Genomic DNA, 14,903 nt, shown 5'->3' with positions numbered 1-14,903 from the left:
ATCTTTCAGCCACCGCAGAGGCTAATGCAAACAGTCTTAACCCTTAAAACTTCTACAGCGTAAACGGATTATCAACGCTCAGATAACACCAGGATGGTGCCAATGATTTCTCAAGATTCTCATATAACAATTTCTACCCTCGATACGCTAATGCAGGATACCTGGCTGCTAGCGCTTGCTGTCCGAAACGGACAATCCATCACCGTTGATGATGCGCTCTACCAGCGTTGCTTCAGCATGGTCCAACAGGTCCAGGACCAACTCAATACAGCCGGTGCGCCAGGCCCTCTCTGCGAAGAAATCAAATTTGCGCACTGCGTCTTCCTCGACGAACTGATCATGACTATTCCGGAAGCTGATATTTCAGCCTGGTGGAGGCGCACACCTTTGCAGGGGCACTTTCTTGGGCATCTTAATGGTGGCGAGCATTTCTACTAACGCATTAAACAGTTGCCTATAGAGCCTGCGGGAGTAAAAGCCGCCGTTAAGCTGGACATGCCAATGAAGGAGCTGGCGCAGTTCGTCGCGGTCGTGGGCTTGTTCCGCCAGCCTGACAGGGATCGCGGCACATGGAAACAGGTGCTGAGCCGCGAGGAGCTTGATCCGGACTCACCGCGCACCATTGAAGTGAGGGATAACACCCTGAATTTGGAACTATTGAAGTAACTGTTCAATTTTTACGGCAGGAGCCACAAAGTGACGCTATACGATATAAAACCGAAGTTTCAGAATTTATTAAGACCGCTGGTTGTCAGGTTACATGCGCAGGGTATCACTGCGAATCAGGTAACGTTGTTTGCCATGCTGACCTCTGTGGTACTGGGCGCACTGTTGATGTGTTTCCCCGATCCGCGCTTTTTTATCACCTTGCCTATCTTCCTGTTTTTCCGCATGGCGTTAAACGCCATTGATGGCATGTTAGCCCGAGAGTTCAATCAGCAATCTATCGTTGGAGCAATCCTCAACGAGGTCGGTGACATTATCTCTGACGCCGCACTGTATCTGGCTTTTGCGTTTGTTACAGGTATCTCGCCGTGGTTGGTAGTGTTGGTCGTGCTGCTTTCCTGGTTGAGCGAATTCTGCGGTGTGATGTGTCAGACGCTGAACGGCATCCGCAGTTATCGTGGTCCGTTGGGAAAAAGCGATCGTGCATTCCTCTTCGGTGCTCTCGGTCTGGTGATTGCGCTGTGGCCGCAATATATCGGCTACGCTAACGCACTGTTTGCCATCGCCGCCCTGTTGCTGTGCTGGACCAGTCTGAACCGCTGCCGCTGTGCGATGGAGGCGAAAAATGGCTGATTCCAGACAAGTGCTTTATTACTGCCTGGGTGGCATCTTCGCCATACTTATTCTGGCGACGCTGATTATTTTTGTGCTGAGAAAATGCCGCCCGCAGCGCAACTGGCTGGAATTGCAGCAGCGCGTTAATAGCTGGTGGGTAATTATCTGCCTGTTTTCGCTGGCAATGCTGTCTCCTAAATGGCTGGCGCTAACCTTTTTCGGCTTCATCAGCTTCCTGTCGTTAAAAGAGTATCTGACGCTGGCCCCCACGCGACGTTCGGACAGTATGCCGCTGCTGTGGATGTATGCCGCCATCCCGGTTCAATACCTCTGGACCGGCATGGCCTGGTACGGCATGTTCATCATCTTTATCCCGGTTTACGTCTTCCTGTTCCTGCCTGCTCGCATGGTGATTGCCGGTGATACCAAAGGTTTTCTGCACTCAGCATCGGTGATGCACTGGGGCATGATGACCACCGTGTTCGCTCTGAGCCACGTCGCTTACCTGATGACTTTACCCGGTTCTGACGCCAGCGCCGGTGCGCTGCTGGTGTTCTTCCTCGTTGCGCTGACTGAGCTGAATGATATTGCCCAGTATCTATGGGGAAAATCGCTGGGCAGGATCAGAGTGACGCCCAAAGTCAGCCCGAATAAAACGCTGGCCGGTCTGCTGGGCGGCATCCTCACCACCATGCTGCTGGCGGTGATTCTTGGCCCACTGCTCACACCAATGAGTTATCTCCACTCGCTGGGTGCCGGGTTGATTATTGGTGCCAGCGGCTTTTGCGGCGATGTTGTGATGTCGGCGATCAAACGCGACTTTGGTGTGAAGGATTCAGGAAAATTGCTGCCCGGACACGGCGGTATTCTGGATCGCCTCGATTCGCTCATCTACACCGCACCGCTGTTCTTCCACTTCTATTACTACTTCTACGTGTAAGAGGCGCTCATGAACCGAATGCTGCGCTGGATCTTTACCCTTTGCATCGCTTACCCGGTGGTGTGGATTTGGCTGGGTGTCGCCGTTGCTAACCGTAAGAAACTGCCGAAAACAGGACCGGCAATTATTGTGGCGAATCACAACAGTCATCTGGATGTACTGACGTTGTTCACGCTGTTTCCGCTTTCGACGCTGGTGGACGTACAGCCGGTTGCTGCCGCCGATTACTTTCTGAAAAACAGAGTGGTGGGTTGGTTCGCACTCAAGGTGATTGGCATTATCCCGGTGTATCGCGGGGCGCATCAGGCCAATCCGTTGCAGGCCTGCGTTGATGCGCTGGCGGAAAAGAAAATCGTCATTATTTTCCCGGAGGGCACGCGCGGTGAGCCGGGGAAACTGTCAGAAATAAAATCAGGCCTGTGGCATCTCAGCCAGCAGTGCCCGGATGTGCCCATCGTTCCTGTCTATATGCACGGGCTGGATCGCTCAATGGGCAAAGGCCAGAAAATACCAGTGCCGTTTTTTATCGATATTTATATCGACGATCCTGTGCGCTATCAGGACAACAAGGCCGAATTTAAAACCGCGTTATTAAATCGTTTTGTCGAATTACAACAGCAAGCTACAAGGAAACTACCATGAGCCGGGAAGCACGTTTATTTCAGGAAGGATCTTTTTCAACCAGCGACGGTGAATCACTCTATTTTCGCCACTGGCCCGCGCAGGATGCGCAGAGCAAAAAAGTGATTGTGCTATTTCATCGCGGGCATGAGCACTCAGGACGTTTACAGCATGTTGTCGATGAGTTGCTGATGCCGGATGCCCATTTTTACGCCTGGGATGCACGTGGGCACGGCCATTCGCCGGGAGAGCGTGGTTACAGCCCGAGCCTTGCTCGTTCAGTGCAGGACGTCGATGAGTTTGTCCGCTTTGTGGCTGAGCAGGCACAGGTGAGTATTGAAGACATTGTTGTGATTGCGCAAAGCGTCGGCGCAGTGCTGGTCGCTACCTGGGTACATGATTATGCGCCTAAAATTCGTGGCATGGTGCTGGCATCTCCCGCGTTTAAAGTGAAGCTGTATGTGCCTTTCGCGCGCACGGGCTTGGGGTTGCTGCAACGCATTCGCGGCCTGTTTTACGTGAACTCTTACGTGAAGGGAAAATTTCTCAGCCACGATCCTGAGCGAATCAGAAGCTTTGAGCAGGATAAACTCATCACTCGTCAGATTGCGGTGAATATTCTGCTGGACCTGTATAAAACGGCGGAGCGCATTGTTTCTGATTCTGCCGCTATCACCGTACCCACCCAACTGCTGATTTCCGGCGATGATTTTGTGGTGCACACCAAACCACAGCAAAAATTCTATCAGGGGCTGCGCAGCGCCATTAAAGAGCAGCATATTCTGCCGGGCTTTTATCACGACACGCTCGGCGAGAAGGATCGCCAGCTTGCCTTCGATAAAATGAAGCCGTTTATCGAACAGCTCTATAACGCAGCTCCTTACACCTTCGATTACAGCCATGAAGATCAGTGGAGCCCGGGCGCTGATGCGTACCGAGAATTGCAGGCCCCACCTAAACGCTGCTCACCACAAGGCATGTCCTACGCTGCGCTGAGTTTTGGCATGAAAACCATTGGCAGGCTATCTAAAGGCATGCGCCTGGGATATGAAACCGGCTTTGATTCTGGCAGCACGCTGGATTATGTCTACCGCAATACGGCTGAAGGCACCGGCATTGTTGGTCGCATTATCGACAGACAGTATCTCAACAGCATTGGCTGGCGCGGCATCCGCGTGCGCAAAGAAAATATCCAGCAGGTGATTGCGCAAGCCGTAGCAAAACTGCAAGAGCACAATTTACCGGTTCGCGTGGTCGATATTGCCGCTGGACATGGCCGCTACGTTCTTGATGCGCTGGAGAAGCAACCGGGAATTGAAAGCATCCTGCTGCGTGATTACAGCGATCTGAATGTGGAAAAAGGCCAGGCGATGATTGAAGCGCGTCAATTAGGCCATCTCGCGCAGTTCAATAAAGGCAATGCCTTTGATTATGACTCGCTCGCTACACTCGCGCCTGCGCCGACGCTGGGCATCGTTTCAGGTCTCTATGAACTGTTCCCCAGCAACCAGCTAATAAAAACGTCGCTGGCCGGTTTGGCAGTAGCCATTCCGCCAGGTGGTGTGCTGGTTTATACCGGACAGCCGTGGCATCCGCAGCTGAAAACCATCGCATGGACCTTAACCAGCCATCAAAACGGCATTCCCTGGCTGATGCGTGTACGCAGCCAGAGAGAGATGGATACGCTGGTCGAAGAAGCTGGATTTGAGAAATGCCACCAACTGATTGATGAGTTTGGCATCTTTACCGTGTCGCTGGCGGTAAGAAAACAGCATGACTGAATCGTTGCTGACACAACGCCCTTACAGCCCCTGGAAACAGGGGCTTGGCTGGCTGATGCTGCTGGGGCCGCTGTTTTTTCTGAGCTATGGGCAGGTGAATACCTTTACCGCGACTCGCGACGATGTGGGCAGTCTGGTATTTGGCTGGGAGCATGCGATCCCGTTTATTCCCTGGACTATCGTGCCTTACTGGAGCATTGACCTGCTATACGGCATTTCACTGTTCATCTGTACCTCAAGACAGGAGCTGATGCGTCACGGTTGTCGCCTGCTTGCGGCATCGCTGGTGGCGTGTGCTGCGTTTTTGCTTTTCCCGCTGAAGTTTACCTTCACGCGCCCGGAAACCCAGGGTGCTTTCGGCTGGCTGTTCCGCCAGCTTGAACAGTTCGATTTGCCCTATAATCAAGCTCCTTCACTGCACATCATCCTGACCTGGTTGCTCTGGTTACGCTTTCACCAGCATCTGAATCGCCATGCGAGAATCGTTTCATGCTGTTGGTTCCTGCTGATTGCCGTTTCCGTTCTGACGACCTGGCAACACCATTTCATTGATGTGATTAGCGGAATGGTAGTTGCAATCATCATCAGCTATGTCATTCCGATTGAAGGAGAATGGCGCTGGCAGCGGCCAACACGGCACGCGCGACGTCTTGCGAGTAAATACTGCCTCGGTGGCATGCTGTTTTTACTGGCAGGAACAGCGATTCCCTGTGGTTATTGGCTGCTGTGGCCTGCCTTAGCACTACTGACAGTGGCTGCGGGCTATGCCGGATTGGGCGTGACGGTGTTCCAGAAAAACAGCCACGGCAACTTATCTCTCTCCGCACGCTTGCTACTTCTGCCTTACCTGGCAGGTGCAAAAATTTCCCGCCGCTGGTTTTCCCGGCATACAGCGCAAAGTAATGAGATTGCCGCTGGCGTATCGCTGGGCAGATTTCCGGGCAAGGCAGAGCGGGATATTGCTGTTTTTGACCTGACAGCAGAATTCCACAAGGGCGAGCGAGGTGAACAGTGCTGGCAGTCCTATCCCTTAATGGATCTGCTGGTGCCAGACATTCAGCATTTGCGCATTGCAGTAAGACAGCTACAGCAGCTACGTCAGGCACATGACAGGGTGCTGGTTTGCTGCGCTCTGGGGTTATCGCGCAGTGCCACAGTGGTTGCGGCGTGGCTGCTGGCTGAAGGGCATGCTTCTTCTGCCGACCAGGCCGTTGCACTCGTCACTTCCCGACGTCCGCAGATTGTTCTCACGCCTGTACACATTGCCACTCTGGAAGCATTCAGCAAGGAACAGCCATGTCAGAAAGCATGATGACTAAGCGGATTGTGCAAATTCATCTGTCGAGCTGGCGCTACTTTGCCGCTCTGACACTGCCACCGCTGGCGCTGATACTCAATCTTTTCTACTCCGCGCTGAGCCTGCCTTTAATGATGTTGTTTTTCGTCACCCACTCCTACTGCTGGCGTTTATGGCTGGATGAACGGCTCTTCGCATTACTCAACAACGAAGACGATCTCGCTGAGTTTGACCATGGCATGGCACAGCTGTGGCCGAAAAAATTCGCCCGCCCGCGTTCTCTGACTGATCGCCTGCGCGGAACAAGAGTTATTTTTTACCGGGCAATGCTCTCACTGCTGGTGCTGTGGCTGGTTTCACTCTGTTCTGTGTTGTATCTGGCGCTGGTTGAGTAGGTGAGCAATGAACGATCATGATTTTCTAAAATATTTTGACAGCGAAATGCGTTATCTGAAGGCGGCGGCGCAAGAGTTTGCCGAGCAATATCCGGAAGTCGGTCGTCAGATCCCCCCATAACATCGTTCTTGCAGGCGTTCAGGGCTTTATCAGCGTGACATTAAACAATTAAGTGGATCTGATTTTTAGTGCATAAATTCGACTTAGATCAGACTTTCATACTGTTTACTTGATCGACTGTCACCCTAAGTAATAGTATCGATGCCAGTGTGGTTTTGAGGGGGCCTAGTGGAGAAAGGCTCTGGCGTCATCTTTCAGCCACCACAGAGGCTAATGCAAACAATTTTAACCCTTAAAACTTCTACAGCGTTGAAGGATTAACAACGCTCAGATAACACCAGGATGGTGCCAATGATTTCTCAAGATTCTCATATAACAATTTCTACCCTCGATACGCTAATGCAGGATACCTGGCTGCTAGCGCTTGCTGTCCGAAACGGACAATCCATCACCGTTGATGATGCGCTCTACCAGCATTGCTTCAGCATGGTCCAACAGGTCCAGGACAAACTCAACACAGCCGGTGCACCTGACTCTCTCTGCGACGAAATCAAGTTTGCGCACTGCGTCTTTCTCGACGAACTGATCATGACCATTCCGGAAGCCGATATTTCAGCCTGGTGGAGGCGCACACCTTTGCAGGGGCACTTTCTTGGGCATCTCAATGGTGGCGAGCATTTCTACGAACACATCAAAAATCTGCTGCGCGAACCAGCACCCTCAGAAACCTTACTGGTCTGCTATCAACGCATGCTGAAGTTTGGCTATTCAGGTAAATATCGGGTTGAAAACGATACTGAACGCCAGTCACTGCTACAGCAGCTGGAAAAGCGATTGCCAGAAGTCGCGCAAATGGACGCTCATTGGGACATCGTTCGCTGTAGCGGCCCTGCAGAAATGCATTGGTGGCGCTCGCCGCAGATGGCATTTGTTTCACTGCTTTTACTCACTGCGGGATTGTGGGGTGGATTGAGGTTGTTTTTACTGACTCAGTGACTGGGTTGAAACAGGGATAAAAGGGAAGGGAAACCATGGGAATTGCGGATTACATCATTGAGAGTGGTAAATACGGAGCTTGTAACCATTACCAACTCCGGCTGAAAAAACTCAGCCAGGAGCGCCCGGATATTCAGATTTCGGTGTTGAAATTCAGCGGCAGTGAAGCGCTGAGTCAGATCCCCCGTTATGAGGTTGAATTTACCAGCACCACTCGCGATATCCCTGCGACGCTGCTGATCAACTACTCTGCTGAATTGTTGATGTATCCGGATGGTAAACCCTGGGAAAAACTTACTCCGCGCATCGTGCCAGGCATCATCACGCAATTCCGTCAGCATAATACCAGCGCCGACCAGACCCACTACAGCGTTGTGCTTGAACACAAGATGGTGCGCATGACGCAGGGGCGCAACAGCGCAGTTTACCTCAATGACAGCATTATCAGCCTGACTGAAAAGACGCTGGAAAATCATCTGATTGACCGGATGGGCTTTGCCCTGAAGCTCAACACCCGCTATCCGCTACGTGACTTTATGATGCAGTACGAAGAGTCCGATTATGCGCATATCGCCAGACGTCTGGCCGATGTCGGTGTGTCGTTCTATCGTCAGTATGATGAAGAAAGCAATGAAGATGCCATTATCTTCACCGATCACGCGCAGGGCTGGATCAAGGGACCGGCAATACCTTTCCGCCATCCTTCCGGGCTGTTTGACGGAGGCCTGGAATCGGTCTGGGATATGCATGTAGTTCGCAATGCCGTGCCGAAGCAGGTCGGCGTCAATGATGACAACTACCGCAGCGCACAAAGCGATATGAAAGCGGAAGCCAGAACCAGCGAGGAGTATCGTGCACTACGTGGTACAGACCATCGCTGGGCGGAGCATTATCCCGATGCCGGAAAAGCGTATGAGGAGCAACCCGGCCAGGGCATCTGGTATGCAGGTATCCGCAGTGAACGTCATCTCAGTACGCTGGTGACGTTTGAGGGTAAATCCAACTGCATGACGCTGCGTCCGGGGATGATCATCACGACCCCAGGTAAGGCGTGGCCAGATGCGCCAGAAGGGTTACTGGTCGTCAGCACTGATTGCGAGAATATCTCCCGCGATTCCGCTTATTTCATCACATTCACAGCTGTTCCCTGGAGCCGTGATTACACATGGCGACCAGAGGAACTCTGCTGGCCGACCATCAGCGGAACGTTGCCTGCCCGCGTGTCATCTACGCAGGAAAATGATACCTACTCCCACATTGATGCTCAGGGGCGTTACCGCATTCGCTTCGATCTTGACCGGGGTGAGTGGCAGAAGGGTTTTGAAAGCTGCTGGATACGCCTGGCAAAACCTTATGCAGGGGGAGAATACGGCTTCCACTGGCCGTTAATGGATGGCACGGGTGTGATGGTTGGCTTTGAAAGCGGTGATATTGATCGCCCGTATTCGACTGGAGCGACGACGAAAACAACCGCCGCCGTATCAGCGGTATCCGTCACGTCAGCTGGCGTCAGGACTATAACTCGTCGTATCACTGGCACGGCGTGCGCATTCGTGTGGCGCTCGATGAAACGCAGTTCAGCGGCACCGGTGATGCCCGCCTGTTCTGCGAGCTGCTGGAGCAGTTCCTGACGCAGTACGCCAGCGTGTTGCGCTTTACCCAACTGACGGTGCTGTTGACCGCTTCTGGCACCGAATGGGCTTGGCCTGAACGCCGCATTGACAGGGTGCTGATCTGAGCATGGATAACAACGAAAACAGCCAGACGCTGCCACCTTTCTGGCTGGACGAAAAAGGCCGCGACCAGACAGCTCGGTATAATTTTTATCGTTTCTGCCAGTTGCTGGAGCAGACGACCGGCAGCCGTCTTGGCACGGGCCGCACGCCCGAGAGTGATCCGGTGCGCTTTCGCCCCAATCCGCATCTGGGCTTTCCCGCCGGGGAGCTGAAGTGTACGGAAAATGATGCTGACAATCCGGATGCCGCGCCAACGGTCAGAACTAACTTCTTTGGCCTGTACGGTGTGGATTCGCCGCTGCCCACCAGCATCATTGACGATATTAATCAGGGCCGCGACGGTGCGGATGCGATGGCAGCGTTTCTGGATATCTTCAATCACCGCTTGATGACACAGTTTTACCGCATCTGGCGCAAATACAGCTATCCGGCCACCTTTGAGCCGGGCGGTATGGATACGGTGTCGCAAAGCCTGATGGCGCTTACGGGCATCATCCACAGCGGCGATCAACCATCATCACGCCTGCTGGCAATATTGCAACCACTCTTGCATACCACGCACACCGCGGAAGGCATCGTAGCGGTGATCAACAGCCAGGCACCGAATACCAAAGTTGAGGTTTTTGCACACCATCCGGTGAGGATGCCAGTGGCAAAACGCGCCCGCCTCTCAATACGCGGCGGCATGACGCTCGATCAAAATCCGATACTGGGCGATGAAACTCACGTGGCGGGTTACTGCTCGCGGGTCGAGCTCTCGACAGACGATCCCGCAGAAGCGAAGGGCTGGATGCCTGACGGGCAACTCCGCCAGGACGTGATGGCGCTGCTGCACACCTTGCTGGGCTGTGATTACGATTTGCGATTCTGGCTGACGGTGCCGACCCGGCTGCTGCCGGTGCCCCGCTTGGGCGATGCCGGATTATTCAACGGATACAATGTGATGCTGGGGTTGAGGGATTATAATAACACCACAATGCCTGCAACAACGCGAATTCGGGTGGGGCGCTTGCGCGAGGTTAATAAGGTGCTTGGGTGATTATTCGCTTATAACCCTAAGGTTCAGCCCATCATAATTCTTCATTATATCAAGGACACTCCGCGACTCTGATGTTAGCGGTAATGACGAATATTCTTGGGCGTGAACAATCAATGACAGCTAAAACAAATAGTTGAATTAGAGCTCGCATCGTGGACAATATTAAATGATAAGTAATATTTATCTCAACGAAATGAATAACATTATCTAAGTTACGGGATGGGCGATGGACAGCAATACTCAGGGATTCACTTCATACTGGCGTAATACCTTGGCTGATTCCGAATCAGGAAAAGGAGCATTCGAGCGCAAAGATGAAGATTCATTCACAAAATCGAAGGATGTTTCGGCTGGAAGGTTGGATGAGGAGATTGTCAAATCACTCTTCCAGGGTGAAAACCTTGAGGTTAAAACTGTCGAAGTGTTGCTGCGCCCACAGGTATGGATTCGTCAGTTAAAACACGGCAAAGAAAGAACAGCAGGTGCTCCGGCCATTGTTACGCCTTTGGTCACCTCCGCTCTGCTGAACCGCGAAGGTTTTTTATTTCCAGCTGCTCCCGCCACCATTCCCCGTGATCTGCTTGAACCGCTCCCCAAAGGTACTTTCTCTATTGGTGAAATGGAGACATATGACAAATACAAAACCACCCATAATTCAATCACTTTTGGCACCGACAATGAGGATGTGCAGCGAGAGGAATCAGATGAACAACGGGAGGAACGATATGCTCGTTATCAGCAGTCGTGGGAAAAATACCGTGAAAATACTGATGAACTTTTAAAACATGTTGCTGGCAAATGGCTCAAATCACCTGAGCAATATGAACCCGCTGGATATGGCTATGTTATTAAAGCCAACCAGACTGGAGGTGCCAGCATTCATATATTGCCGATGTACGATCATCTGCTGTCGAGCAAAAAAGCGGTTCCACTACTTTCACGTTTTGCTTCAGTAGAAAAGCCCACGACACAGCCACTCCTTGCCAGCAATGCCATGTTCAGCGAACGTCTGGGGCATTCCGGTGATAAGTTTCCGCTGGCTGTCGCACAGCGCGATGCCCTAAGTCATTTTCTTACTCAACAGTCGGGCGATATTCTTGCGGTGAATGGTCCTCCAGGAACAGGGAAAACTACCTTGGTTCTCTCGATCATTGCTACTGAGTGGGCAAGGGCGGCGCTTAACAAAGATGAGCCACCGTTGGTGATAGCGACATCAACCAACAATCAGGCGGTAACCAATATTATTGAGGCCTTCGGTAAAGATTTTTCAAGCGGTACAGGTCCTATGGCGGGGCGTTGGCTGCCTGATGTCAGAAGCTTTGGCGCTTACTTTCCGTCATCGAGTCGAAAAGCCGATGCCGCAAAAAAATATCAGACGGAAGATTTTTTTAAACGTGTCGAATCCCTTGAATATCTGGAAAACGCAGAAGTCTTCTTTCTTGAAAAGGCAAGAGAGGCTTTCCCCGGTGAGGAGTGTCAATCAACTGAACAAGTTGTGGAACGCTTACACAGGCGTTTAGCTGAGCTTCATTCACAGTTGAAGCAAATTGAGCCCATTTGGGGAAGGCTTAATAGCATACGCGAGGAGCGGTACGCCATAAGCGACGATCTGAACCAGTATATTCAGAATAAGAGGACGTTACTGCTCGATATCACCAATGAAATCTCACTATTAACGCAGGGAAAAAAACAGTGGCAGCAACTCAGAGCCAGTGAGTCATTGATGTACGCACTGTTCTCCTGGATTCCAGCCGTTCGCACTAAACGTCACTATCAAATAAGTGTTTTTTTAGAGGCTACATTTGGTGAACGAATGGCAGCATTTCAAGGGACATTTGCTGAAGGTATTGATGCCTTTATTGATGACCTTATTGCAAAAGCGCTTAAGGAGCAGGGGGAGTATCAACAGCAGATTTCTTTTGCTGAGGATGTTTCCCAGCGTGAAAATGAAGCCGCCATACGTTGGCGTGAAATGGGGCATTCGCTGGGACACACTGGCGAGGAGGAGCTAACCCTGAGCGAAGCCGATGAGCTTGCCGATACACAACTCCGTTTCCCTGCGTTTCTGGTGACGACGCATTACTGGGAAGGTCGATGGTTGATGGATATGGCTTCGATTACTCATCTTGAAAAAGAAAAAGGTCTTAGAGGTGCGAAAGCGGTTAAAGCTCGCTGGCTGCGAAGAATGAAGCTTACCCCTTGTGTAGTGATGACCTGTTACATGCTTCCTCATCATATGCTCATCAGGGAGCATGTTGGCGGGAAAAAGTTTGATGATGGCTATCTGTATAATTTCGCTGATTTACTGATAGTTGATGAAGCGGGACAGGTACTGCCTGAGGTCGCTGCAGCTTCTTTCGCATTAGCAAATAAAGCATTAGTTATTGGTGATACAGAACAGATTGCACCCATTTGGAACAGTTTGCCAAGCGTAGATATTGGCAATATGGTGGAAGAGAACATTCTACCGGGTGGTACTCAGGAAGAACTCAATGAGGCTTATGCACTGGTGTGTGACTCCGGAAAGAGTGCCGCATCTGGCAGCGTCATGAAGGTTGCCCAGTTTAACTCGCGTTACCAGTATGACTCGGATTTGGCCCGCGGGATGTATCTATACGAGCATCGTCGTTGCTTCGATAACATCATTGGTTACTGTAATAGCCTGTGCTATCACGGAAAATTGCAGCCCAAACGAGGGGTTGAAAAAGAAACGATATTTCCTGCGATGGGCTATTTGCATATTGATGGCAAAGGCACACAGGCAAATGGTGGAAGTCGCTATAACACCTTTGAAGCAGAGACGATAGCAGCGTGGCTTGCAACTCATAAGGAAGACATTGAGCGTCATTACAATAAACCTTTGAATGAATTAGTTGGCGTTGTCACGCCTTTTTCGGCTCAGGTCAACGCGATTAAATCGTCATTACGCAAACTGGATATTAATTGTGATGCCGATGAAAATTCACTAACGGTCGGCACTGTTCATTCATTGCAAGGGGCGGAAAGGGCGATTGTAATTTTCTCGTCAGTCTACTCGAAGCACGAAGATGGCGGGTTTATCGACAGAGACAGCTGCATGCTCAATGTCGCCGTTTCACGTGCTAAAGATAGCTTTTTGGTCTTTGGCGATATGGATGTGTTCGAGATCCAGCCAGGTTCTTCGCCGCGAGGACTACTGGCAAAATATCTGTTTGCCTCCACCCGGAATGCATTGCAGTTCGAATACCAAGAACGCCATGATCTTAATGCTGCACAAACGCAGCTCTCAACGTTACACGGTGTTGAGCAACATGATGCGTTTTTAAACCAAACGTTTAACGCGATCTGTAAGAGTATCACTATTGTTTCCCCTTGGTTAACCTGGCAAAAGCTTGAACAAACCGGTTTTCTCGCATCAATGGTTGAGGCGCGAGCTCGCGGTATCGATATCACGGTGGTCACGGACAAAAGTTTTAATACCGAGCATACTGATTATGAAACGCGCATATCCAAACAACAGCGCCTAAAGGATGCAGTGGAAAAACTTAATGAAATCGGTGTCGTGACGAAGTTGGTCAATCGTGTTCACAGCAAAATTGTAATTGGTGATGATGGAATTTTGTGCGTCGGCTCGTTTAACTGGTTCAGCGCCACTCGCGATGAGAAGTATCAGCGATATGACACGTCGATGGTTTACCGTGGCGAAAGCCTGAGAGGTGAAATTAAGACGATTAATACCAGTCTGGAGCAACGTCAACTGCAACACTAATTCATTTTCCCATAAGTAATGGCTTCACTCTAATCAGGTAAGCCATTACGAGTGTCCATTGTCATCCCGCCAGATATGATGTCATAACAACATTAGAATACTCTCTCACCTTGCCGTTCCTGATTTGTTCTGTCCGCAGCACCACACTTGCTGGCAAGCGCATGAAAGGATCTATTCACCCCCATAACACCACCCTTGCAGGGGTTTCATTCATTTAATCTGTATATTTTTATCTTTACTTACCTATACACAAAACTATGACATTCAAAGGGTTAATTATTTTAGTCTTCAGTCCGAACGACCGATTTAACGTGTAGATAGGTCCTGAATGACCCAGCCTTCTCAGCGATGTTCGGGAATGGCCAATCTGCGCAAGGTGAAGAATGAAAAATGTATTGATTGTGGATGATCACCCCGTCACACGCTTCGCCGTCAAGCTGCTGCTTGAAAAGCAAAATCTGGTGGTGGCTGCGGAGGTGAATGACGGTTTGCAAGCCATTGTGCTGGTGAAAAAGTTGCGGCCAGATTTACTCATCATTGATATCGATATCCCTTCACTTAACGGTATTGACGTTGTACAGCGCATCCGCCAGCAAGGGTCGGATATCGGTATTCTTGTGCTGTCGGGCAAGGACAGTGAACACTATATTCGGCGCTGTGCCAGTGCAGGCGCCGATGGGTTTATCAGCAAACGCAAAGAGTTAGTAGAGTTGCATGATGCGCTGAGCGCGATGCGCCGTGGCTACGGCTATTTTCCCGGCGCGCGTGCACGGCGGCTGATGCTCGCTGAGGCGCACAGTGCACAGGATAAAATCGCCACGCTTACCGCCAGAGAAATGGATGTGATGCGTTATCTGGCGCAGGGTATGAAAATTGTTGAGATTGCTAAAATCATGAACATCAGCGACAAAACCATCAGCACCTACAAGTGCCGCATGATGGAAAAATTAGAGCTGAAAAATATGATCGACCTGTATGACTTTACGGCACGGCATAATATGGATTAAT

At 50.9% G+C, this 14,903-nt stretch carries 14 protein-coding genes and 1 pseudogene; all 15 read left to right on the top strand.

All coding sequences use genetic code 11. From position 1 onward, the window contains the following. The first annotated feature begins 102 nt into the window (after positions 1–102). The 15 genes and pseudogenes from LK04_RS13600 to LK04_RS13535 all read left to right on the top strand — a co-directional run bounded on the left by LK04_RS13600 (position 103) and on the right by LK04_RS13535 (position 14,902). Positions 103–438: a DotU family type IV/VI secretion system protein gene (locus LK04_RS13600; RefSeq protein ID WP_039330595.1), complete on the top strand. Its 336-nt coding sequence runs from the start codon at positions 103–105 to the stop codon at positions 436–438. Positions 439–501: 63 nt separating this feature from the next. Then, positions 502–666 (top strand): hypothetical protein, encoded by a 165-nt coding sequence (locus tag LK04_RS13595; RefSeq protein WP_418903604.1) that lies wholly within the window; start codon positions 502–504, stop codon positions 664–666. 30 nt (positions 667–696) lie between these two features. Then, positions 697–1,299 (top strand): CDP-alcohol phosphatidyltransferase family protein, encoded by a 603-nt coding sequence (locus tag LK04_RS13590; RefSeq protein ID WP_039330558.1) that lies wholly within the window; start codon positions 697–699, stop codon positions 1,297–1,299. Further along, the gene (locus LK04_RS13585; RefSeq protein ID WP_039330557.1) at positions 1,292–2,221 is read left to right on the top strand and encodes a phosphatidate cytidylyltransferase; all 930 of its coding nucleotides are present in this window, start codon (positions 1,292–1,294) and stop codon (positions 2,219–2,221) included. The genes LK04_RS13590 and LK04_RS13585 overlap by 8 nt, the downstream gene beginning before the upstream one ends. Before the next feature lie 9 nt (positions 2,222–2,230). Further along, entirely contained in the window at positions 2,231–2,863 is a 633-nt protein-coding gene (locus tag LK04_RS13580; RefSeq protein WP_039330556.1) for a lysophospholipid acyltransferase family protein, read from the top strand. Next, on the top strand, positions 2,860–4,623 hold the full coding sequence (locus LK04_RS13575; RefSeq protein ID WP_039330555.1) for a bifunctional alpha/beta hydrolase/class I SAM-dependent methyltransferase: 1,764 nt from the start codon (positions 2,860–2,862) through the stop codon (positions 4,621–4,623). Before LK04_RS13580 ends, LK04_RS13575 begins: the two co-directional genes overlap by 4 nt. Next, on the top strand, positions 4,616–5,935 hold the full coding sequence (locus LK04_RS13570) for a phosphatase PAP2/dual specificity phosphatase family protein (RefSeq protein ID WP_039330554.1): 1,320 nt from the start codon (positions 4,616–4,618) through the stop codon (positions 5,933–5,935). The genes LK04_RS13575 and LK04_RS13570 overlap by 8 nt, the downstream gene beginning before the upstream one ends. Further along, positions 5,920–6,315 carry a hypothetical protein gene (locus LK04_RS13565; protein ID WP_039330553.1) on the top strand — a complete coding sequence of 132 codons (396 nt, stop codon included), beginning with the start codon at positions 5,920–5,922 and terminating at the stop codon, positions 6,313–6,315. Before LK04_RS13570 ends, LK04_RS13565 begins: the two co-directional genes overlap by 16 nt. A 7-nt stretch (positions 6,316–6,322) precedes the next feature. Next, positions 6,323–6,436 (top strand): type VI secretion system baseplate subunit TssF, encoded by a 114-nt coding sequence (locus LK04_RS20680; protein WP_071885748.1) that lies wholly within the window; start codon positions 6,323–6,325, stop codon positions 6,434–6,436. A 282-nt stretch (positions 6,437–6,718) separates the two neighbouring features. Next, positions 6,719–7,372: a type VI secretion system protein TssL, short form gene (gene tssL / locus LK04_RS13560; RefSeq protein WP_233797821.1), complete on the top strand. Its 654-nt coding sequence runs from the start codon at positions 6,719–6,721 to the stop codon at positions 7,370–7,372. A 35-nt stretch (positions 7,373–7,407) separates the two neighbouring features. After that, positions 7,408–8,796 (top strand): annotated as a pseudogene (locus LK04_RS13555) (type VI secretion system Vgr family protein); the annotation flags it as partial. 56 nt (positions 8,797–8,852) lie between these two features. Next, the gene (locus LK04_RS20385) at positions 8,853–9,110 is read left to right on the top strand and encodes a type VI secretion system baseplate subunit TssF (RefSeq protein ID WP_324609338.1); all 258 of its coding nucleotides are present in this window, start codon (positions 8,853–8,855) and stop codon (positions 9,108–9,110) included. A 2-nt stretch (positions 9,111–9,112) separates the two neighbouring features. Then, positions 9,113–10,147: a type VI secretion system baseplate subunit TssG gene (tssG, locus tag LK04_RS13545; protein WP_052206026.1), complete on the top strand. Its 1,035-nt coding sequence runs from the start codon at positions 9,113–9,115 to the stop codon at positions 10,145–10,147. Between the two features lie 226 nt (positions 10,148–10,373). Beyond that, positions 10,374–13,895, top strand: coding sequence for an AAA domain-containing protein (locus tag LK04_RS13540; RefSeq protein ID WP_039330551.1), 3,522 nt, complete (start codon positions 10,374–10,376; stop codon positions 13,893–13,895). A 383-nt stretch (positions 13,896–14,278) separates the two neighbouring features. Then, complete coding sequence (locus tag LK04_RS13535) at positions 14,279–14,902, top strand: response regulator (protein WP_039330550.1); 624 nt, start codon at positions 14,279–14,281, stop codon at positions 14,900–14,902. The last annotated feature ends 1 nt before the right edge of the window (position 14,903 follow it).

The sequence above is a fragment of the Pantoea vagans genome, from assembly GCF_001506165.1.
Classification (GTDB): domain Bacteria; phylum Pseudomonadota; class Gammaproteobacteria; order Enterobacterales; family Enterobacteriaceae; genus Pantoea; species Pantoea vagans_C.
The sequence above is the reverse complement of the archived record's forward strand: the minus strand, read 5'-3'. Positions and strand labels throughout refer to the sequence as shown.